We start from the raw sequence: 20,827 nt of genomic DNA, 5'->3' as shown, positions 1-20,827 counted from the left end.
ATCGGAGACCGAACTCATGAGCCAGGAACTGCGGCTTATTCGTCGCATCACGCTGAAACTGATTCCCTTCCTGATCCTGCTGTACCTGATCGCCTATGTGGATCGCTCCGCGGTCGGTTTCGCCAAGCTGCACATGGGCGCCGACATCGGCCTGGGTGACGCGGCTTATGGCTTGGGTGCCGGGCTGTTCTTCATTGGCTACTTCCTGCTGGAAATCCCCAGCAACCTGATGCTCGACCGCTTCGGCGCCCGGCGCTGGTTCGCGCGGATCATGATCACCTGGGGCGCTATCACCATCGGCATGGCGTTCGTCCAGGGACCGAACAGCTTCTATGTGATGCGCTTTCTGCTCGGCGCGGCCGAAGCCGGGTTCTTCCCGGGCGTTCTGTACTACATCACCCAATGGTTCCCGATCCGCCATCGCGGCAAAATCCTCGGGTTGTTCATCCTTTCCCAACCCATCGCGATGATGATTACCGGTCCGGTGTCCGGCGGCTTGCTGGGCATGGACGGCATTCTTGGGCTGCACGGTTGGCAGTGGCTGTTCATCGTCATCGGTACACCCGCGATCCTGCTGACCTGGCCAGTGCTGCGTTACCTGCCGGACGGCCCGCAACAGGTGAAATGGATGGACCAGTCTGAGAAAGACTGGCTGACCGGCGAACTGAAAAAGGACCTGGAAGAGTATGGCCAGACCCGCCACGGCAATCCGCTGCATGCGCTGAAGGACAAACGCGTGTTGCTGCTGGCGCTGTTCTATCTGCCGGTGACGTTGAGCATCTACGGTCTCGGTTTGTGGTTGCCGACGTTGATCAAGCAGTTCGCTGGCACTGACCTGATGACCGGGTTTGTGTCGTCGGTGCCGTACATCTTCGGGATCATCGGTTTGTTGATTATTCCGCGCAGTTCAGATCGCTTGAATGATCGCTACGGTCATTTGGCGGTGCTGTATGTGCTGGGCGCCATCGGTCTGTTTCTCAGCGCCTGGCTGACGGTGCCGGTGCTGCAATTGGCGGCGCTGTGCCTGGTGGCGTTCGCGTTGTTTTCCTGCACCGCGGTGTTCTGGACCTTGCCGGGTCGCTTCTTCGCTGGCGCCAGTGCGGCGGCGGGCATTGCCTTGATCAACTCGGTGGGCAACCTCGGCGGCTACATCGGCCCGTTCGTGATCGGCGCGCTGAAGGAATACACGGGCAATCTGGCGTCGGGGTTGTACTTCCTGTCCTGTGTAATGGTGTTCGGCCTGGTGCTGACGGGTGTGGTTTATCGGCTGCTGGAGCGTAAGCACGTGCTACCGGCCGATGAGTTTGCGGCCAGTGCGCGTGGGGCTACCCGTATCTGAATCTGAGGTTTAACACCAATCAACTGTGGGAGCGAGCCTGCTCGCGATGACAGCCTGATATTCAACATTGATGTCGGACCGAATGGCCTCATCGCGAGCAGGCTCGCTCCCACATTGGTTTTGTGGCGTTTTCGAGTTTGTTTACAGGAGAAAGACATGCGTTTAGTTCAGTTCGAATTGAGTAACGGCGAACGCCGCGTCGGCGTGGTCGAGGACGGTCTGGTGCGCGAAGTGCAGGATGCGCGCTCGGTGCGGGATCTGGCGCTGGCAGCGATCGAGGCGGGCGTCAATCTTGAGCAACAGGTTCAAACCCTGGGGTTGGGCATCAGCCACGACTATTCAGCGCTGCTGACCAATCTGCAAATCCTGCCGCCGCTGGATCACCCGGACCCCGCGCACATGCTGGTCAGCGGCACCGGCCTGACCCATCTGGGCAGCGCGTCGGCCCGGGACAAAATGCATCAGCAGGTCGGCGACGAAACCGCCATGACCGACACCATGCGCATCTTCAAGTGGGGCGTGGAGGGCGGTAAACCCGCGACCGGCCGGGCTGGCGTGCAACCGGAGTGGTTCTACAAGGGCGACGGCAGCATCGTTGTGCGACCGGGCCAACCGTTCCCGCTGCCGCCGTTTGCCGAAGATGCCGGGGAGGAACCTGAACTCAGCGGTCTCTATGTAATCGGCCACGACGGCAAACCGTATCGCCTCGGTTTCGCGGTGGGCAACGAGTTCTCTGATCATGTGATGGAGCGCAAGAATTACCTCTACCTGGCCCATTCGAAATTGCGCAGTTGCAGTTATGGCCCGGAGCTTCGGGTCGGCCAGTTGCCCCAGCATCTGGCCGGCACCAGCCGGATCCTGCGCGATGGTGAAGTGCTGTGGCAGAACGAATTCCTCAGTGGCGAAGCGAACATGTGCCACAGCCTGGAAAACCTCGAGTACCACCATTTCAAATACAGCCAGTTCCTGCGCCCCGGTGACGTGCATATTCACTTCTTCGGCACCGCGACCCTGTCTTTCGCTGACGGCATCCGCACCCAACCGGGTGATGTGTTCGAGATCAGTCAGGCCGAGTTCGGCGCGCCCCTGATCAACGGCATTGAGCCCGTTGAAGCGGCGTTTGAACCCGGCACCGTCGGCACACTTTAAGGAGACACCCATGACCCGGATTCTTGGCCACAACTACATTGGCGGTCAGCGTAGCGCTACCGGCACCGTCAAACTCCAAAGCGTCGACGCCAGCACTGGCGAGGCTTTGCCTCACGATTTCTATCAGGCCACCCTTGAAGAAGTCGACGCCGCCGCGAAGGCCGCCGCCGCTGCTTACCCGGCCTATCGCAGCCTGAGCGCCGAACGACGTGCGCAATTTCTCGATGCGATTGCCGATGAGCTGGATGCGCTGGGCGATGACTTTGTCGCCGTGGTCTGCCGCGAAACCGCATTGCCGGCCGGCCGTATTCAAGGCGAGCGTGGTCGCACCAGCGGCCAGATGCGTCTGTTCGCCAAGGTACTGCGGCGCGGTGATTTCTATGGGGCGCGGATTGATCGCGCGCTGCCTGAACGTACGCCATTGCCGCGTCCGGATCTGCGTCAGTACCGCATCGGCCTCGGGCCGGTCGCGGTGTTTGGCGCGAGTAACTTTCCGTTGGCGTTTTCCACGGCGGGCGGCGACACCGCATCCGCCTTGGCCGCCGGTTGCCCGGTGGTGTTCAAGGCCCACAGTGGCCACATGGCAACCGCCGAGTGGGTGGCCGACGCCGTGATCCGTGCCGCCGAGAAAACTGCCATGCCGGCCGGTGTGTTCAACATGATCTATGGCGGCGGGGTGGGGGAAGCGTTGGTCAGGCACCCGGCGATTCAGGCGGTCGGTTTTACCGGCTCACTGAAGGGTGGCCGTGCGCTGTGCGACATGGCCGCGGCACGCGCGCAGCCGATTCCGGTGTTTGCCGAGATGTCGAGCATCAACCCGGTGATCGTGCTGCCTCAAGCGCTGGAAGCTCGGGCTGAAAGCGTCGCCCGTGATCTCACGGCTTCGGTGGTGCAGGGGTGTGGTCAGTTCTGTACCAATCCGGGGTTGGTGATCGGCATTCGTTCGCCGCAGTTCAGTGCGTTCGTGCAGCAGGTGGCGGGGCTGATTGGCGATCAACCGGCGCAAACCATGCTCAATGCCGGTACGTTGGGCAGCTATGGCAAAGGCCTTCAGAAGCTCCTCGCGCATCCGAAAATCGAGCATTTGGCCGGCAACCCGCAACAAGGCAATCAGGCGCAACCGCAACTGTTCAAGGCCGATGTGAGCCTGTTGCTCGATGGCGATGAAGTGCTGCAAGAGGAAGTGTTCGGCCCGACCACGGTGTTCGTCGAAGTGGCGGATCAGGCACAACTCAGTGCCGCGTTGAACGGCCTGCATGGGCAGCTGACGGCAACGATCATCGGTGAACCGGCGGACTTTGAACAGTTCAGTGAACTGACTCCATTGCTGGAACAGAAGGTCGGACGGATCCTGCTCAACGGCTATCCGACCGGCGTGGAAGTCTGCGACTCGATGGTTCATGGCGGGCCGTATCCGGCGACTTCCGATGCGCGCGGCACCTCGGTGGGCACCCTGGCCATCGACCGTTTCCTGCGCCCGGTGTGCTTCCAGAACTACCCCGACAGCCTGCTGCCGGAAGCACTGAAAAATGGTAATCCGCTGCGCATCCAGCGCCTGGTTGATGGCAGGCCATCGCGCGATGCTCTCTAACGACTGGTCACAATCCCTGTGGGAGCGGGCTTGCTCGCGAAAGCGATCTGACAGTCACTGTGATGTTGGATGTGCCGCCATCATCGCGAGCAGGCTCGCTCCCACATGTGTTCGGTGTCGTGCGCGAATGATGTGATCGGCACTGACCCATTGTGGGAGCGAGCCTGCTCGCGATAGCGGTCTGACAGTCACTTCGAGGTTGGATGTGCCACCGTCTTCGCGAGCAGGCTCGCTCCCACGTGTGTCCGGTGTCGTGCGCGAATGATGTGATCGGCACTGACCCATTGTGGGAGCGAGCCTGCTCGCGATAGCGGTCTGACAGTCACTTCGAGGTTGGATGTGCCACCGTCTTCGCGAGCAAGCCCGCTCCCACATGTGTTCGGTGTCGTGTGCGAGTGTTGTGACCGACACGAGCCCGCTTCCACATTGAGCTATCATTGCTTTTTTCCATTCAAAGATTGACTGCCATGACTGCCGTAGACGACACCTTGATCAACGCCCTCGAACATTGCGACATGTTGGAAATCGACGGGCTGCACGCGTTCGACTTCTCTCTCGATGAAGACGATAACCTGCACATCGAATGCATGGACGGTCGGGCGCTCAAGCGCTGGGAGTTCAGCGTGGCGCAGATCGCGGCGGCGACTTTCGATCCTGACTTGAAGAGCTGGATCATTACCGGCGATTCCGGCGAGCACCGGTTGGTGCCCATGGAAGCATTCGGCGGTGGTGACGATGAGGACGAAGCGAATGAGGATGCGTAACCTCTGGCCACTGTTGATGGCCGGCAGTGTCGGCGCGATGGGCGTGCAGGCGGCACCGGCCGATCATTACGAGTTGCTGGTGGGCTCGTACACCGCCGGCCAGAGCCAGGGTATTTATCGCCTGAGCTTCGACAGCCGCACCGGGCAGATCGACGCCAAACCCCTGCAAGTGGTGAAGAGCGCCAACCCGTCCTGGCTCGCCGTGTCCAAGGATCAACAGCGCCTGTTCGCGGTCAACGAAAACGGCCCGGGTCAGGCCGATCCGGTAGGGCGTGTCAGCAGCTATGCGATCGACCCCAAGACCCACGAGTTGAGCCTGATCAGTCAGGTGCAAACCCTGGGCAACGAGCCGACGCACTCGAGCGTCAGCGGCGACGCCAGTCACGTGTTTGTCAGCAACTACTCGGTGGCTGAAGACCCGGGCGGCACCTTGGCGGTGTTACCGGTGGGCACCGATGGCAAGCTAAAACCCGTCGTGCAGATGAGCAGTCATCCGTCCAGCCGGGTCAATCCTGAGCGGCAGAAGTCAGCGCACGTGCATTCGGTGGTTTCATCACCGGATGGCCGATACGTGTTTTCCAACGACTTGGGAGCGGACAAGATTTTCGTCTATCGCTTCGATCCAAAAGCTAATCCGGAACTGCCATTGACCGCCGCCAAACCGGCGTCCGTCCAGTTGCCACCCGGCAGCGGGCCGCGACACTTGCTGTTCAGCGCCGATGGCAAGCACGCCTGGCTGACCATGGAAATGAGCGCGCAGGTCGCGGTGTTCGATTACCGCGACGGCAGGCTTGAGCAAACGCAGTTGGTCGATCTGGCGGCGGGTCTGCCGACATCGGGCAAGGCTGCGGCTGCGCTTCACGCCTCGGCCGACGGCAAGTTCCTTTACGTCAGCAACCGTGGCACCACCAATCAATTGCTGGTGTTCGCCATCGACCCGGCGACCGGGCACCTCAAGGAGCTTCAGCGCCGCTCCGTGGACGGTGATCACCCGCGCGAGTTCAGCCTCGATCCGAGTGGCAAGTTCGTGCTGATTGCCAACCAGAAGAGCAACCAGATTGTCGTCGTCGAACGCGACGCCAAGACCGGTCTGTTGGGTAAAACCGTGCAGAAACTGCCGATGGATGCCCCCAGCGATCTCAAGTTCCTGGTGCGTCAATAGACCGCAGGCCCCGGTTGATGGGGCCTGCAACCTTCTATTAATGAGACTGATATCGGCTAATGCTACAAAGCATTTCAAGGCGCCGACCCTCGGGAGTTAAGTTTGCTTCACGGCCCCACCGGGCAAGCAAGCCAACTGAATCGAGGAATACCGCCATGAACTTCAATCTCTTCTCCGTCATCGCCGCTTCCGCTATCTCTGCCACCGTTGCACTGCCAGCCAGCGCCAACGTTGAAATCAGCGATAAAAAATCCCACACCCAGAGCTACACCCAGAAATACCTGCAACAGAGCGCCAACTTCTACGCCGCGCTGGATCATAAAACCCAACACTGAAATGTAAGCCTTGCACCTTTTATGCAGGAGCGAAGTCACTTGCCGATCGAGCTATAAGCGCCGAAAAGCCCCGAAGTGATGTCGCTCCTGCATAACGCGTTTCCGACAGCATCATATTGCTATCAATGTATTGCTTGATATCACATGGCCATGAGTTTAAATTTGACGCTGAGTTTTTGACTCCTTCCCCAATAAGGATCGACAGCATGGCGATGCGTCTGGCAGTGGTTCTCCTGTTTCTCTATTCAACCCCGATTCTGTCTGCAGCCCAGCCCGTTTCAAACGAACCTGAGGCGGCCCGCGAGCGCTTGATGAGTTTTATCGAGGACTGAAACACGCCGGGTTCATGATCAATAAAACTGATAGCTACTATGCATAAAGCTCGCTAGTTATCTTCTGTTTTTTGATCGATTCTGTGGGCACTGAAACATGCCAACGGAGAACACCATGGCCAGCGCAATCATCACTTCTGCCAAATACGGCGCCTACCTGGCCATCGGTCTTTACGTGGTCATGGTGTTGCTCGTCAGCCTTTCGGCTCAATCGCAACAAAGCCTTCAAGCACCGATTCAGGTCGCTTATCCCGCCATTCAATTCGAACACCGCGCGCAAAACGTAATGGTCGATCACGCCGACGTGGCGGGAGTGGTGGGGGCATGAAAGGACGCAAGCTCTGGGTCATCGCCTTCCTGGCGTTCATGACCAATGGCGCTTCTTTACTTGGGATCGGGCAGGGCTCGGCGGGGTCGGTGGCACGGGCCATCGAATGCAACCACAACATCGCCCACAACATTCAGACTGCCAAGGCTTTGGAGCTGCTGGTGGGTAATCCGCCGATCAAGCCCAATGGCGGATTCTTCGGGCCGTTCCAGGTGGACTGCTCGGCGTTGGGGATGTGCGCGGTATTGGCATGAATCCCCAATCTAATGTGGCGAGGGAGCTTGCTCCCGCTGGGCTGCGCAGCAGCCCCAAAACCTGCCACCTCATTGTTTCAGACAGCTTTCATCGGCTGATATACGACTGCTACGCAGCCGAGCGGGAGCAAGCTCCCTCGCCACAAGTGCGCGGTGTTATTTCTGCATCACACCGGTGAACAGGTCTGACTCGATGAAGCGCTGCAACCACGCCTGCAACCGCACATAAGGCGTCTGCCCGAACCACTCGCGATCCACGTGGGCGAATTGCCGTACGAACGGCATCACGGCGATATCCGCCAGGCTCGGATGCCCGGCCAGCAAGTAGTCGCGCCCTTCCAGCAAATCATCCAGTTTTTGCAAAAACACCTCGCCCTCTGATCGGTAAAACTCCATCGGTTGCTCAGGATAACGCTCGGCATACTTGTAGCGATTCAGGTACACCTTGAACACCTGATCGTTCTCTTCGATCAGTGCGGCGCTGCGTTGCTGTCCTTGCGGATCATCCTTGAGCAACCAGTCCTGCGGATCGTTCTGCGCCAGCGCCCAGCGCATGATTTCCAGGCTCTCATCGATCACCTGCCCATCCACACTCAGCACCGGCACCGTGCCTTTGCTCGACAGTGCGAGCATTTCGGCCGGTTTGGCCTTGAGGCTGACCTCGACGATATTCACCGCAACCCCCGAATTGTGCAGGGCCATGCGTGCGCGCATGGCGTAGGGGCAGCGGCGGAATGAATACAACGTATTCATTTCACCTCCAGCGTACTCAGGCCGTTGCCTTGGCGGTGGACCTGAATCTGTACCGGAATCCGTTCATGCATTTCCTGCACGTGGGAAATCACCGCGACCTTGCGGCCCTGCGCTTGCAAACCGTCAAGGGCGTCCATGGCCAGTTGCAGGGATTCCGGATCGAGGCTGCCGAAGCCTTCGTCGATGAACAGCGATTCGATTTTCAGCGTGCTCGAAGCCATTGACGCCAAACCGAGCGCCAGCGCCAGCGACACCAGGAACGTCTCGCCACCGGACAGCGAATGCACCGAGCGCAGTTCATCGCCCATCTCGGTGTCCATCACCAATAACCCGAGCATGCTGCCGCCGCGTTTCAAACGATAGCGCCGCACCAGTTGTCGCAATTGGACGTTGGCGTGGTGCACCAACAGGTCGAGGTTGTAGGCCTGGGCGATCTTGCGGAAGGTGTCGCCGGTGGCCGAACCGATCAGCGCATTCAAGCGTGCCCAGCGCTGATACTCGGTGTAGGCGTCGGCGATCTGTTGCGCCAGCGCCTGATTGGCGTTCTGTCGACGCTGATCCTCGGCCTGTTCTGCGCGCAATTCGGCGCAGCGGTGCTCGCTGGTGGCGAACAGGTTTTGCAGCTCGGCCAGCGTCGTGGCCAGTTGTTCTGCATCGAGATTGCCGTTGTGCTGCGCCTGATGATCGAGCAAGCGCTGATCGCGCTCCTGCAACAGCACCTTGGCTTGCTCGATGGCTTTTTCGCTCTGCTGCAAGCGTTGACGCAGTTCACTGACATGTTGGTCGTCGACGCCCAACAAATCTTCCAGTCCGCCGTCGTCCAGTTCTGGATGCTGCGCACGCCAGTCGGCGATCTTGGCGCTCAGCTCGCGATCTTCGGTTTCCAGGGCCTGCGAACGCTCCTGCTGCGCCTTGAGTTCAGCGGCCAGTTGCACCAATCGCGTGCGCACGGTTTGCAATTCCTGATTGGCCGTCGCTTCGGCAGTGCGCGCCTGCTCGACGGCCTGATCCAGTTGCTGCTGCCACTGTTCGGCGCTGGCATGTTCGCCCAGCAGTTGAGTCAGTTTCTGCTGGCAAGCCTGTTGCTGCCCGGTCAACGCCGTGAACTGCTGTTGCGCGGCGTCCAACTGCTGGGTGCGGGTCTGCTGTTGGTACTGTTCTTTCTCCAGCGTCTGCTGGCGTTGTTGCTGTTCGCCGAGTTCATCGCGCTGCTGGTCGAGTTGTTCCAGACGCTGGGCAATCTGCCGGTCGAGCTGCATGAAGGTCGCGGCGGGTTCGTTGCGCAAGGCCTCGAGCGTCTCGGCTGGCAGCAGGGTGCTGAACGCCGTCAGTTCTTCATCCAGGCGTTGGCGATCACTGCTCAACTCTCGTTGCTGGTTGAGCAGGTGTTGTGTTGCTTGCTGACTTGCCGCTTCGGCGCTGCGCAGTTGCTGTGCAAGGCGCGCGGCATCCTGTTGCAGGGTGAGCAGGGCGGTTTGCCGTTGTTCGTCCTGCGTGATGCTCTGGTTCAACTGGCTGCTTTGTTGCGTTAGCCAGGCATCGCGTTTGCTGGCGTCCTGGCCCAACAGTTGTGCGGACAGTGGGTGCGCTTCCAGGCTTGGCGTCAGGCCTTGTTGCTGAGCCGCGAGCTGTTCTTGCTGTTGCAGCAATTCCTTTTGCTGAGCAATCAAACCGCCGACTTCGGCGCGCAGATCGGTGAGTTTTTCCTTGAGCAGGTCGACGGCTTTCTGAGCGTTGGTCTGTTCGCTTTCATCATGCCGGCCGAGGCTTTGCAACAAGGCTTCAGGCTGATGATAGGGATGGTCCGGGCTGCCACAAACCGGGCACGGCTGATCGTCCTGCAACCGCGCGCGCAGTTCTTCGACACTGGCACTGCGCGCCAGGCGCTGACGCTCCAGCAGTTCGCGGGTGACGGTCAGGGTCTGTTCGGCGACGCTCAGTTCGGCTTTGGTCTTCACGCCGTCCTGGGTCAGACGATCGCGATCTTGCTGAGCGGCGAGTTGTCGCTGCTGAAGCTCGGCGCCGCGCTTGTCCAGTTCCTGTTGGCTGGCCCACAGTCGCGTCAGTTCTTCAAAGGCCCGCAGTTGCTTGCGGTTGTCCTGTAGCAGACTGCCGAGGATCTGAATCTGCTCGGCCACCGCTTCAGGTTCGGCGCCGGCCTCTTTGTACAGCACCTCAAGGCTCTGGCGCTGGGTGGCCAGCTCCTGGGCGGCGCGGGCGGCGTTTTGCTCCAGAGCCGCCAGTTCGGCCTGGCCCTTGTTCAGGCGATTACCGATCAGCATCAGTTGTTGCAGGCGATCGCGGTAGGCATTCCAGGCATCGCTCAACGGCGCCAGAGGGGTGCTTTGCTCAAGCTCGCCGGCAATTCGCTGCAACCGTTCGGCGACCTGTTTCTGTTGGTCGAGCAAACCCTGAATCGTCCCCTGACCCTGAGTGCAGGCCTGTTCCGCCTGCTGCTTGAGGTCGGCACTGCGGCTGGCGTCCTTGACCAGACGGGCGAGGGCGCTTTGCTCTTCGAAGGCCTGGCGCAGCAGTGGCGCGCTGGAGGTGTGTTGGCTTTGCGCTTGGGTCAGCACCGTTTGGGCGGTGCCCAGGCTCTGTTCGAGTTGAGTCTGTCGCTCGATCAGCTCGCTTTGCTGTTGCGTGTGCAGCTGAATCTGCGCTGCCAGCGGCGTGAGCTGGGCGGTGAGTTCGGTCTTGCGTGCGAACTGATGCCGTTGCGGCGCCAGTTGCTCCAGTCGGGTCAGCTTCAAGCGCTCGCCGGCGAGGCTGTTCCAGTGTTGCTGGGCGGAGTGCAGTTGCTCGGTGGCGCTCTGTTGCGCGTCCTGCACCTGGCGCAGTTCCTTGAGCCAGGTGTGTTGCAACTCCAACTGTTTGAGCTGCGCTTGTTGGGTCTTGAGTTGCTGCTGAGCGTTGTTGAAACGCTCATCGAGTTCAGCCCGAGCTTCGGGGGAGAGCGGCGTGACCCCGGTGGCCTGATCCTGCAACAGCTTGTGGGCTTCACGAGCTTCTTTGGTCTTGTCGAAAGCGCGTCGACCGAGGCGGGTGTAGAGCGCGGTGTCGGTGAGCTTTTCCAGCAGTTCGCTGCGGTCGTTGTCGTCAGCCTTGAGGAAGGCGCTGAACTCGCTCTGAGCCAGCATGACGGCGCGGGTGAACTGTTCGAAGTTCAGGCCCAGCGCGGCTTCGAGCTGAGCTTTGTATTCGCCTTTCTGGCTGGCCAGCAGTTGATCCTGATCGATGTCGCGCAGGCTCTGGCGACTGGCTTGCAGTTTGCCGCCGGCCTTTTCTCGAGCGCGGTTGGCCTCCCAGCGAGCGCGATAGCGGCGACCGTCGATGCCGACGAAATCCACTTCCGCATAGCCTTCACCGGTGCCACGACGCAGCAGGGTACGCGGGTCGCCGGTGCCGATTTCGCCATCGGCATCCGGGACCTTGGCGTCGCGGCCGGTGTTGTTCAGGCGCGGCACGGCGCCAAACAGCGCCAGGCACAGGGCGTCGAGCAGCGTGCTTTTGCCGGCCCCGGTCGGTCCGGTAATCGCGAACAGACCGGCACTGGCCAAGGGCTCAGCGGTGAAATCGATTTCAAAAGGCCCGGCCAGGGAGGCGAGGTTTTTCAGGCGGATCGCGAGAATTTTCATGGCTGTTCGCTCTCCATCTGCACGTCTTGCAACAGCTCGGCGAAGTCCTTGAGCGTTTGCTCGTCGACGTCGCTGCCGTAGTTGTCCTGCCAGGCGCGGCTGAACAGTTCCTGGGGCGAAAGCTGATCCAGTTCGATCAAGGTTGTGCCGTCATCGACGCCGTCGCGGCTGCCATTGCCGGCGTATTCGGCAGCAATGCGCACCAGCCGCACGGCTTTGCCTTGCAGCGCCGTTTCCACTTGATGGCGCAGGTCCGGTTGCGGTTCGTCGAGACGGACCCGCACTTCCAGCCACGGCTGGCGCTGGATATCGGCGAGCAGGTCGATGTTGGGCAGATCGGCCAGTTGCAGCAGGATCTCGGCCAACGGCGCGGAGCCGAGGCGTTGCAGGTGGACGGAACGCGGAATCAGGCGCGGTTCGACGCTGACCAATGTTTCGCCATCAAGCTGAATATCGAGAATCTGATGCTGGTAATTGATCTCGGAGAACGACAACGGAATCGGCGATCCGCAGTAGCGAATGCGCTCTTCACCGTTGACCTTCTGCGGCTTGTGCAAATGCCCGAGGGCGACATAGCTGATGCTCGGCCCGAACAGACTGGCAGGCAGGGCTTCGGCGTTGCCGATGATCAGGCTACGTTCGGAATCTTCCGAAACCGAACCGCCGGCCATGTGCGCATGGCTGATGGCGATCAGCGCCTGGCCTGGTTTGCGCTTGATGTTGGCCGCTTCGATCAGCCATTCATGAACCTGGCCGATGCCGCGCAAATAGTTATCGCCCAAATGCGCGCCGGTCACTTCGGCCGGGCGCAGGAACGGCAGCGCCAGGCACCAGGCGGCAATTTCGCCGCTGGCATCAGGCAACGGCAGCAACAGACGTTCGGCATCCAGTTGACCGTCATCGAGCCACAGCACGCGACCGAGGGCGTGAGTGCGCAAGCGCCGCATCAACGGCGCGGGCAGTTCGATTCGCGAGCCGGAGTCATGGTTGCCGGCGATCATCACGATGGTCAGCAAGGGCTGCTGTTCGTGGGCGCTGACGATGAAATCGTAGAGGCGTTCCTGGGCTTTGACCGGCGGGTTGACTGTGTCAAAGATATCGCCGGCAATCAGCAGCACATCGGGCTGGTCCAGCTTCAGCTGACGCAGCAGCCAGTCAAGAAAACAGGCGTGCTCGAAATCGCGCTCCTGGCCGTGCAGGTTCTGCCCAAGGTGCCAGTCGGAGGTATGAAACAGACGCAAGGCGTACTCCGTAGGAAATAAGGTAATGATCGCGAGGAAAATGACAGCGACTAAAGGGAGGAGAGTTTACTGGCAAAAGGTCGGGAATGCAGAAGGGCAGAAAAGATCGCAGCCTTCGGCAGCTCCTACATTGGAATGGTGTACACCCGTAGGAGCTGCCGAAGGCTGCGATCTTTTGATTCTATTTCGGATAAAGCGGCGGCAACCCGGTATCGCCAACCAGGTCTTGAACCCCTTCGGCCGTCGGGATCGCACGAATTGCGCGCCAGAGTTCTTCGCCTTGCCAGTACTGTCCGGTTTCGCTGTAAAGCGCGCCGTTCAGGCCATCGAGCGCATCGGACAGCGGCACAAAACGCGCCGCCATGTCGGCCAGGGTTTCCGGTTGTTGCCGGGCCCAGGCGTCGAGGGCCTGGCGGGTGGCATGGGAGTCGTTGGCCTGGCAGGCGCGTTTGAGGTCGTCGAGCAGCGTGCGTGGGCTCGGGCCGGTTTGCGCCGCCCGCAGGATTGCCGGTTGCGAACGGGCGCGCCACCAGAGGCCGAAGCCCAGCAGGGTGGTGCAGGCCAGAATCACAGTGCTGAGTTTCCACCACCAGAGGGCTTCGTTGTTGGCGCCGGACATCACCTGCGGGCTGCCCGCCGGGCTATCGACGATCAGGCTCGGATTGCTCGCCACTTGCAGCGTGCGGGCCGGCAGGCTGCTGTGTTCCAGGTGATCCTCGAAGGTGTTCCACCAGACCACTTCAACGCTCGGCAAGTCAATGTTGCCGGTACGGGTCGGCACCAGGGCTTCACGGTCCTCGCGACTGCCGATCAAGCCGCGCTCGCTGCTCTGGTTGCCCAGCACCGGTTGATCCGGGTAGCGCCGCAGGCCGTTGATCTCGGTGGCGGGTAAGGGGGGCAGCTGGGAACTGGCGAGGCCTTCGGCGTTCAAGGTCAGGCTACGGGTCAGCGAGTCGCCGACCTGCGCTTGATCCGGTTCGGGGCTCCAGGTTTCGCTCAGGCTCAAGCTACGGGCCGGCAGCCAGGGAACATCGGCCGGATACGTGCCGGGTTTGGCCTTGACCGTCAGCGGGATCTCGGCGGATTTGACGCGCATCTGCTTGCCCGGTTTTGGCCCTTGGGGTGTTGCGTCCTGGGACGGCCGGGTATCGACCGGCGTGGCACTGAACATCTGCGCCGGAATGGTCAATTCACCGCTGTGTTGCGGGTAAATCGCGTAGCGCATTTCGATCACGCCATGGCGCAATCCGTTGATGACTTTTTCGTAGGTGCGCGACTCGCCCAGCTGTTCGATGCGCGCATCGGGAATCTGCAACGGGGTCAGGCTGCTGTCGTCGTACAGCGACACCGAATGGTAGATGCGCAAAGTCAGGATCGCCTGGGCCTGCACATAGACGCTGTTCTGGTCGAGACTGGCCTCGATGAACACCGGCGCCAGTGTGTTGCTGCTGTCCTGGGTTTCGCTTTCGATCACTTGTACGGTAATCGGCTGGCTCTGGACGTCGCCCAGTTGCAGCGACGGAATCACCACGCTGCCGTTTTGCCGGGGCAGCAGGGTGATGATCCAGCGGGTGGTCGCTTGGGTGTCGCCGTTGAGGGTGTTCAGTTGGTTGACCTGACGGGTGCCGCGCACTTCGAACAGCGGCTCCAGCGGGGTCAGGTCGGGTTTGCCGAACTGGGTTACGTCGCTGGTTTCCAGGGTCAGTTCGACCGTCTCGCCGGAATTCAGGCGGCTGCGATCGACGCTGGCGACCAGCTCCGCAGCCTGGGCCTGAACGGTGCAGAGCAACAGGGCGGGCAACAATGCAAGCAAGAAGGCGGTGAAGCGGGTCATCGAGTTTTTTCCTGATCCTGATGTTGTTGCTGTTCGTACCAGAATTTGCGTCTGAGCAGTTCGCCGGGGTCATCCGGGATCTTGCGCAGCCATTGCTCCAGCGCCTGGCGCTGTTCGCCTTCGATCATGTCGCTGGCCGGGTGCCGCGGTGGCGTGGTGCTTTGCTCATCGCCCAACTCGCTGCCCGGGACTTCATTGGCGCCCGGTTGCGGTGGTGTCGTGGGCGGCTGCTCGGCGTCCGGCGTGGTTTGCTCGGCGTCGGTTTTCGGCTCGCCATTGCTGGGTTGGGTGGCGCTGCCCGGCGGCGGTTCCTGGGTGATGGTTTCGGTTTTGCCATCGGCGGTTTTGTCCGGCTCGACGGGCGGCGCTGAGGCCTTCTGTTTGAGCAGACTTTCCACCAGTGCCTTGTTGGTCAGGGCCGGACGCAGATCCGGTTGACGTTCCAGCGCTTGTTCGTAAGCGTCTAGCGCCGCTTCCAGCTCACCGCTTTTGGCCAGGGCGTTGCCACGATTGTAGTGGGCGTGGGCGTCATTGCTTTCGGCAAACCGCTGAGCGGCGCCACTGTAGTCGCCAGCTTCATAAAGCGCCACGCCTTGCCATTGAGAATCTTCAAAATGCTGCGCAGCCTCGGCCGGGCGCTTTTGTTTGAGCAAGTGCAGGCCCTGTTGATCGGGACGCAGCCACAGGTCTTCGAAATCGAAGGCGTAACTCGGTTGCGGCAGCAGGAACAGCAGCGGCAGGCAGAACAGCCAGCCGCGGCGCCCGGCACAAGCGGCCAGCAATAACAGTGGCAGCAGCAGCCAGTAACCCTGATCGGCCCAGGTGTCGAGACGCAGCGTCTGGCCGTCGTTGCGCAGATCCCGTGGGCCGTCGAGCAGGCCGAGGCCGCGCAGGTCGGCATCGTCCAGGCGTGCCTGGCGGTAACGTCCACCCAGACCGTTGGTAAAGGCCTTCAGGCTGGGGCCGTCCAGACGCGGCACCAGAATTGCGCCCAGGTCATCCTTGAGGAAACTGCCGTCGTCCTGCGCGACCGGCGCACCTTCGGCAGTGCCGATACCGAGCATCAGAAATTGCGTGGACTTGTCGTCCAATGCCTGACGAGTCCCTTGGCGTTCCTGTTCCGTCAGCGACGAGCCGATCAGCAGGATCCGACCCTGGCCGAGGGCGCCCTGATCCAGCAGCGCGAGGGCCTTGGCCACCGCCAGATCGGCACGATGACCGGCCTGGGGCATCAGCGACGGCTTGAGCGCACCCAGCAGGTTGCGGCTGGTCGACAGGTCATCCGACAGCGGCACCAAGGTGTGGGCGCTGCCGGCGTAGACGATGATTGCGGTCTGCGCGTCGCTACGGTTTTGCAGCAGGTCGAACAGTTTGCGCCGGGCTTGTTCCAGCCTGTTCGGCGCACTATCGGTGGCGAGCATTTCCGGAGTCAGCTCAAGCAACACCACCAGCGGGTCGGCGGGTTTCTGGCTGGTTTGTTCGACGCGCTGCCAGCTCGGCCCTAGCAGGGCCAAAACGGTAAGCGCCCAAGCCAGGCCCAGGGCGACCCAGGGCAGTTTGCTCTCGCGACCGCTGCCACCACTGAGCAACGCGGCGTGGAAGGCCGGTGGCAGAATCATTTGCCAGCGGCCTGCGCGCTTCTGCCGATGCCAGAGTTGCCAGAGTAACCAGCCCAGCAGCGGCAACAACAGCAGCCACCAGGGACGGAACCAGTGCGGCCAGAGCGCAATCATCGGCGCCTCCGCAGTCGCAGGCGTTTGAGCCGCTGACGCCAGTCGGGCAGTTGCGATTGCAGAAACCGCTCTTTGGTAAACAGCCGTTGCAACGGGTTGTCCGGCCAGCGCTCGCGGATCACCAGCAGCATGCTCAACAGCAGGGCCATCGCCAGAGGCCAGTGATACAACGCTTGGGCCGGGCGGGCTTGGGTGGGTTGTTGAGTCACGGGTTCCAGTTGGTCGAGGGTGCGCTTGATCGCCTGCAATTCCTCGCCGTCGCGGGCGCGGAAGTACTGGCCGCCAGTGGCTTGGGCGATGGCTTTCAAGGCCGGTTCGTCGAGGTCCAGGCTCGGGTTGATGCCCAGGAATCCCAAAGTGCCGCTTTGTTCCGGATCGGTGCCGATACCGATCGGATAGATTTTCACACCTTCTTTGGCCGCCAGGCGTGCGGCGGTCAGCGGGTCGATTTCGCCGCCATTGTTGGCGCCGTCGGTGACCAGAATCAGCACACGACTTTGTGCCGGGCGTTGACGCAGGCGTTTGAGGGCCAGGCCTATGGCATCGCCGATGGCGGTGTTCTTGCCGGCGATGCCGATCCGCGCTTCGTCGAGCCACACGCGAACGGTGTGCCGATCGAAGGTCAGTGGCGCTTGCAGATAGGCCTGGCTGCCGAACAGGATCAACCCGACCCGATCGCCGTCGCGACTTTCAAGAAAGTCACCGAGCAAATGCTGCACCAGCGACAGTCGGCTGACGTCTTCGTCCTGCCACCGCATGTCGGGGAAATCCATGGAGCCGGACACGTCGACCGCCACCAGCAGATCGCGGCCACTGGCGGCAACCGGCAGGGGGTCGCCGAGCCATTGCGGGCGCGCGGCGGCGATCAGCAATAACAGCCACAGCAAAATGAACGGTGCCTGCTGACGCCACGCCGGCAGATTCGCCCGGGCACGGCGGCGAGCGAGGCCTTCGAGGTCGCTGAGAAAGCTGACTTTGAGTGCCGGTTCGCCGCTGTCGGCGACCGGCAGTAACACCCGCATCAGCCACGGCAGTGGCAGCAGGGCGAAGATCCACGGCCAGGCGAACTCAAACATGTTTGCGAATCCAGGTGTCGACTGCTTGAGTCAGGCCGGCGATGGCCTTGTCGTCGAGTTTGCATTCGGGTTTGTAGGCGCCTTCCACCAGCACCATCCAGCGCGTAAGGCCTGCAGCCGGGCATCGGTTATCGAGGAATGCCAGCCATTTGCGCCCATTAAGGGTGTGGCTCTGGCTGTAGGGGTAATGGTTGCGGCACAGGCGTTTGAGCAGCCCGTTGAGTTGCTGCAGCCAGGCACCGGCCGGGGCGCCGTCATAGGGCTTGGGCATCCGGGCGAGTTCAGCCAGCGCCGCGAGACGCACAGGATCCAGCGGTTGTTCGGCGCGGACGATAGGGCGCTTGTTCGGGATGAAACGGCGCAACTGCCACAAGCCGAGACCGATCAATGGCAGCAATAACAGCAGCAGCCACCAGCCCGGCGCCGGCGGCCAGAAGCCGATCGGTGGCGGGGAAATCAGCGGTTGCAGTTGATCGAGGCTGCTCATCGACCTTTCCCCGGACGCTGCGGGTTCAGGTATTCGCGCAGTTGCTCGACCATTTCGCTTTGGGTGCTCAAAGGCATCAGCAATACCCGCAACTTTTGCGCCAACAGCTCCCAGCGGGCGATACGCGCTTCCGCTTGTGCGCGATAGGCCTGGCGCAAGTCGTAATTCAACGTGTCGAGTTCCAGCTGCGCCCCTCGTTCCGTGAAGCGTAAAAGCCCGGCGGCGGGCAGGGCGTGATCCAGCGGATCGGACACGGGCAGTAGCAACAGGTCGCAATGGCGTGACAACAGGCTCAACTGCTGCTCGGCACCGTCGGACAAGGCGCGTTCATCGCAGATCACAATCACCAGGCTGCCGGGGCGCAGTACTTCCCGGGCGCGGCGCAGGGCAATGCCGAAGGCGTCGCGGTCCGGCTCGCGTTCGGTGTGCAGCGACTGATTGACCCGCACCAGGCGGTTGAGCAATTGCAGCAGGCTCTGTTTGCTACGTCGCGGTTTGATTTCGTAGTGCTCGTCGTCGCCGAACACCAGGCCGCCGACCCGGTCGTTATGGCCTAGCGCGGCCCAGCCAATCAGGCTCGCCGCCTGGGCAGCAAGCACCGATTTGAACATCAGCCCGGAGCCGAAAAACAACCGGCGGCTCTGTTCGACCATGATGAAAATCGGCCGCTCGCGTTCTTCGTGGAACAGCTTGGTGTGAGGCTCCTGGGTCCGGGCGGTGACGCGCCAGTCGATGCTTCGCACGTCATCACCGGCCTGATAGACCCGCACCTGATCGAAGTCCACCCCGCGCCCGCGCAGTTTGGAGTGGTGCAGGCCGATCAGCGGGCTGCGCTGGCTCGGCGTGGAAAACAGCTGCACTTCGCGCACGCGATGGCGCATCTCGATCAGCTCGGCGAGGCTGACACGGATGCCCGGCTCGGGCGGCAGGAGGGCGTTCATCGGGGTCAAGCGACGGCTACGACGTCGAGAATCCGCTGGACCACCCGGTCCTGGTCGATGCCAGCGGCTTCGGCTTCAAAGGAAAGAATGATGCGATGGCGCAACACATCGAACAGCACCGCCTGAATGTCTTCCGGGCTGACGAAGTCGCGACCGGCCAGCCATGCGTGGGCCCGGGCGCAACGGTCCAGGGCAATGGAGCCCCGCGGGCTGGCGCCGTAGGCGATCCATTCGGCCATTTCCGGGTCGAATTTGGCCGGCGTGCGGGTGGCCATGACCAGTTGCACCAGGTATTCCTCCACGGCGTCGGCCATGTACAACCCGAGGATTTCCTTGCGCGCGGCGAAGATCGCCTGCTGGCTGACCCGGCGCTCGGGCTTGGTTTCGCCGTGCAGCGCTTCGCCGCGAGCCTGTTGCAGAATCCGGCGCTCGACCGCGGCGTCAGGGAAGCCGATTTTTACGTGCATCAGGAAACGGTCGAGCTGGGCTTCGGGCAGCGGGTAGGTGCCTTCCTGCTCGATGGGGTTTTGCGTGGCCATGACCAGAAACAGCGGCGACAGGTCGTAGGTGCTGCGCCCGACACTGACCTGGCGTTCGCCCATGGCTTCAAGCAGGGCCGACTGAACCTTGGCCGGGGCACGGTTGATTTCGTCCGCCAGCACCAGATTGTGGAAAATCGGACCTTGCTGGAACACGAAGCTGCCGGTTTCCGGGCGATAGATTTCCGTGCCGGTGATGTCGGCCGGTAGCAGGTCGGGGGTGAACTGGATGCGATGGAACTGTGCTTCGATGCCTTCGGCGAGCTCTTTGATGGCCTTGGTCTTGGCCAGCCCCGGGGCGCCCTCGACCAGCATGTGGCCGTCGGCGAGCAAGGCGATGAGCAAGCGCTCGATGAGTTTTTCCTGGCCGAGAATCTGCGTTGAAAGAAAGGTTCGCAGCGCGAGCAGCGCTTCACGATGTTCCATCGATGACTGTTCCTGGAAAGGGTGACCGAAGACGTTCGAATAACGCCAGGGCTGGGGGCGTTACTTTAATCCATCGCAGGGTGCGGCGACTAACGGCATTTTGTGCAAAGTGCGGGAATTGATGGGGGAAATTGTTGGAATTTTGTAGGCGAGGGGCAGGGTGGTGATCTGGCTGGCCTCTTCGCGAGCAAGCCCGCTCCCACAGGTGACCGGGTTCTCACATGAAAATGCGATCAAATGTGGGAGCGAGCCTGCTCGCGATGAGGCAGGTTCAGGCACCCGAGATTCCGAGGCTTAGAGCTGACTTATATAAGTACCAGTCCCCTTGAGGATGTTCTGCAAGGTTTCTTCCACTTCAGCCAGATCCTGCGCATCGGTGCTGTGCAGGATTTCCAGCGAATCATCGCCATCGAGCACATCGGCGTCCGTGGCGGCGATCTCGATCAGCAGGCGGTCAGGGCTGAGGGTGACTTTCACACCGTTGAGGGCCGAAGGCTTGTCGTGGAAGATGATCTCCAGCTCATCCTCGTCCGGAAAGCGGCTCATCAGGAACATTTCGCCCTCGGCGCTGTTGCAGCAGAGCATGGCCAAGTTGTCTTCTTCTTCGTCGCACGGGTTGACGATCAAGAGGTCAGTTGTCATTTGCATGGGAAAATCCTGGCTCGGCGAGCGTGGTGAACGTAACAAAAGGCAATTCTGCCAGCCCCGGGGAATTTCTGCTTGGCTGAGTGTCAGAATATGTGTCGTGAACATTCGGGGTGTTACTGGTCATTTTTGGCACGCGGGTGCCGTAAAACCGGGCATAAAGTGCCCATTTTCCTGCACGACTGCTAGTGTTGTTCGAGGCACATGCCGCGAGTTACGTGCCGATGACCGAATATGTCGCAGCGCTGCAAGCACGGCCC

The 20,827-nt window shown here is 61.4% G+C and carries 19 protein-coding genes; 9 read left to right on the top strand and 10 right to left on the bottom strand.

Annotated features, from left to right (window positions below; all coding sequences use genetic code 11):
• The first annotated feature begins 16 nt into the window (after nucleotides 1-16).
• The 9 genes from BK662_RS21100 to BK662_RS21055 all read left to right on the top strand — a co-directional run bounded on the left by BK662_RS21100 (nucleotide 17) and on the right by BK662_RS21055 (nucleotide 7,254).
• A complete protein-coding gene (locus tag BK662_RS21100) occupies nucleotides 17-1,339 on the top strand; it encodes an MFS transporter (protein ID WP_123359679.1) in 1,323 nt (440 codons plus the stop codon).
• A 156-nt stretch (nucleotides 1,340-1,495) separates the two neighbouring features.
• Nucleotides 1,496-2,488, top strand: coding sequence for an AraD1 family protein (araD1, locus tag BK662_RS21090; RefSeq protein ID WP_123359677.1), 993 nt, complete (start codon nucleotides 1,496-1,498; stop codon nucleotides 2,486-2,488).
• Nucleotides 2,489-2,498: 10 nt separating this feature from the next.
• A complete protein-coding gene (locus BK662_RS21085) occupies nucleotides 2,499-4,079 on the top strand; it encodes an aldehyde dehydrogenase (NADP(+)) (RefSeq protein ID WP_123359676.1) in 1,581 nt (526 codons plus the stop codon).
• Between the two features lie 467 nt (nucleotides 4,080-4,546).
• Nucleotides 4,547-4,843: a DUF5629 family protein gene (locus BK662_RS21075; protein WP_123359674.1), complete on the top strand. Its 297-nt coding sequence runs from the start codon at nucleotides 4,547-4,549 to the stop codon at nucleotides 4,841-4,843.
• Nucleotides 4,830-6,005 carry a lactonase family protein gene (locus tag BK662_RS21070; RefSeq protein ID WP_123359673.1) on the top strand — a complete coding sequence of 392 codons (1,176 nt, stop codon included), beginning with the start codon at nucleotides 4,830-4,832 and terminating at the stop codon, nucleotides 6,003-6,005. The genes BK662_RS21075 and BK662_RS21070 overlap by 14 nt, the downstream gene beginning before the upstream one ends.
• A gap of 155 nt (nucleotides 6,006-6,160) precedes the next feature.
• Complete coding sequence (locus BK662_RS21065; protein WP_019650041.1) at nucleotides 6,161-6,340, top strand: hypothetical protein; 180 nt, start codon at nucleotides 6,161-6,163, stop codon at nucleotides 6,338-6,340.
• A 206-nt stretch (nucleotides 6,341-6,546) separates the two neighbouring features.
• Entirely contained in the window at nucleotides 6,547-6,672 is a 126-nt protein-coding gene (locus tag BK662_RS35500) for a hypothetical protein (RefSeq protein WP_259695949.1), read from the top strand.
• Between the two features lie 115 nt (nucleotides 6,673-6,787).
• Entirely contained in the window at nucleotides 6,788-7,000 is a 213-nt protein-coding gene (locus BK662_RS21060; protein ID WP_123359672.1) for a hypothetical protein, read from the top strand.
• The gene (locus tag BK662_RS21055; RefSeq protein WP_123359671.1) at nucleotides 6,997-7,254 is read left to right on the top strand and encodes a hypothetical protein; all 258 of its coding nucleotides are present in this window, start codon (nucleotides 6,997-6,999) and stop codon (nucleotides 7,252-7,254) included. The genes BK662_RS21060 and BK662_RS21055 overlap by 4 nt, the downstream gene beginning before the upstream one ends.
• A 156-nt stretch (nucleotides 7,255-7,410) precedes the next feature.
• Here the strand turns inward: BK662_RS21055 and BK662_RS21050 are convergent, their stop codons facing one another.
• The 10 genes from BK662_RS21050 to BK662_RS21005 form a co-directional block, all read right to left on the bottom strand.
• On the bottom strand, nucleotides 7,411-8,007 hold the full coding sequence (locus BK662_RS21050; RefSeq protein WP_123359670.1) for a glutathione S-transferase: 597 nt from the start codon (nucleotides 8,005-8,007) through the stop codon (nucleotides 7,411-7,413).
• The gene (locus BK662_RS21045) at nucleotides 8,004-11,645 is read right to left on the bottom strand and encodes an AAA family ATPase (RefSeq protein ID WP_123359669.1); all 3,642 of its coding nucleotides are present in this window, start codon (nucleotides 11,643-11,645) and stop codon (nucleotides 8,004-8,006) included. The genes BK662_RS21050 and BK662_RS21045 overlap by 4 nt, the downstream gene beginning before the upstream one ends.
• The gene (locus BK662_RS21040; protein WP_123359668.1) at nucleotides 11,642-12,886 is read right to left on the bottom strand and encodes an exonuclease SbcCD subunit D C-terminal domain-containing protein; all 1,245 of its coding nucleotides are present in this window, start codon (nucleotides 12,884-12,886) and stop codon (nucleotides 11,642-11,644) included. The genes BK662_RS21045 and BK662_RS21040 overlap by 4 nt, the downstream gene beginning before the upstream one ends.
• Nucleotides 12,887-13,067: 181 nt before the next feature.
• The gene (locus tag BK662_RS21035) at nucleotides 13,068-14,720 is read right to left on the bottom strand and encodes a BatD family protein (protein WP_123359667.1); all 1,653 of its coding nucleotides are present in this window, start codon (nucleotides 14,718-14,720) and stop codon (nucleotides 13,068-13,070) included.
• Nucleotides 14,717-16,453, bottom strand: a complete 1,737-nt coding sequence (locus BK662_RS21030) for a tetratricopeptide repeat protein (RefSeq protein WP_123359666.1) — start codon at nucleotides 16,451-16,453, stop codon at nucleotides 14,717-14,719. Before BK662_RS21030 ends, BK662_RS21035 begins: the two co-directional genes overlap by 4 nt.
• Nucleotides 16,450-17,529, bottom strand: a complete 1,080-nt coding sequence (locus BK662_RS21025) for a vWA domain-containing protein (RefSeq protein ID WP_123359665.1) — start codon at nucleotides 17,527-17,529, stop codon at nucleotides 16,450-16,452. Before BK662_RS21025 ends, BK662_RS21030 begins: the two co-directional genes overlap by 4 nt.
• Entirely contained in the window at nucleotides 17,522-18,016 is a 495-nt protein-coding gene (locus BK662_RS21020; protein WP_123359664.1) for a DUF4381 domain-containing protein, read from the bottom strand. Before BK662_RS21020 ends, BK662_RS21025 begins: the two co-directional genes overlap by 8 nt.
• Nucleotides 18,013-18,957 (bottom strand): DUF58 domain-containing protein, encoded by a 945-nt coding sequence (locus BK662_RS21015; protein WP_123359663.1) that lies wholly within the window; start codon nucleotides 18,955-18,957, stop codon nucleotides 18,013-18,015. Before BK662_RS21015 ends, BK662_RS21020 begins: the two co-directional genes overlap by 4 nt.
• A 5-nt stretch (nucleotides 18,958-18,962) precedes the next feature.
• A complete protein-coding gene (locus tag BK662_RS21010) occupies nucleotides 18,963-19,922 on the bottom strand; it encodes an AAA family ATPase (RefSeq protein ID WP_007901181.1) in 960 nt (319 codons plus the stop codon).
• A gap of 294 nt (nucleotides 19,923-20,216) precedes the next feature.
• Nucleotides 20,217-20,570, bottom strand: coding sequence for a hypothetical protein (locus tag BK662_RS21005; RefSeq protein ID WP_123359662.1), 354 nt, complete (start codon nucleotides 20,568-20,570; stop codon nucleotides 20,217-20,219).
• Nucleotides 20,571-20,827 lie beyond the last annotated feature (257 nt).

This window comes from Pseudomonas frederiksbergensis, from assembly GCF_003732275.1.
Taxonomy (GTDB): domain Bacteria; phylum Pseudomonadota; class Gammaproteobacteria; order Pseudomonadales; family Pseudomonadaceae; genus Aquipseudomonas; species Aquipseudomonas frederiksbergensis_H.
Note: the sequence above shows the minus strand (reverse complement) of the source record. Positions and strands in the feature narration are given on the sequence as shown.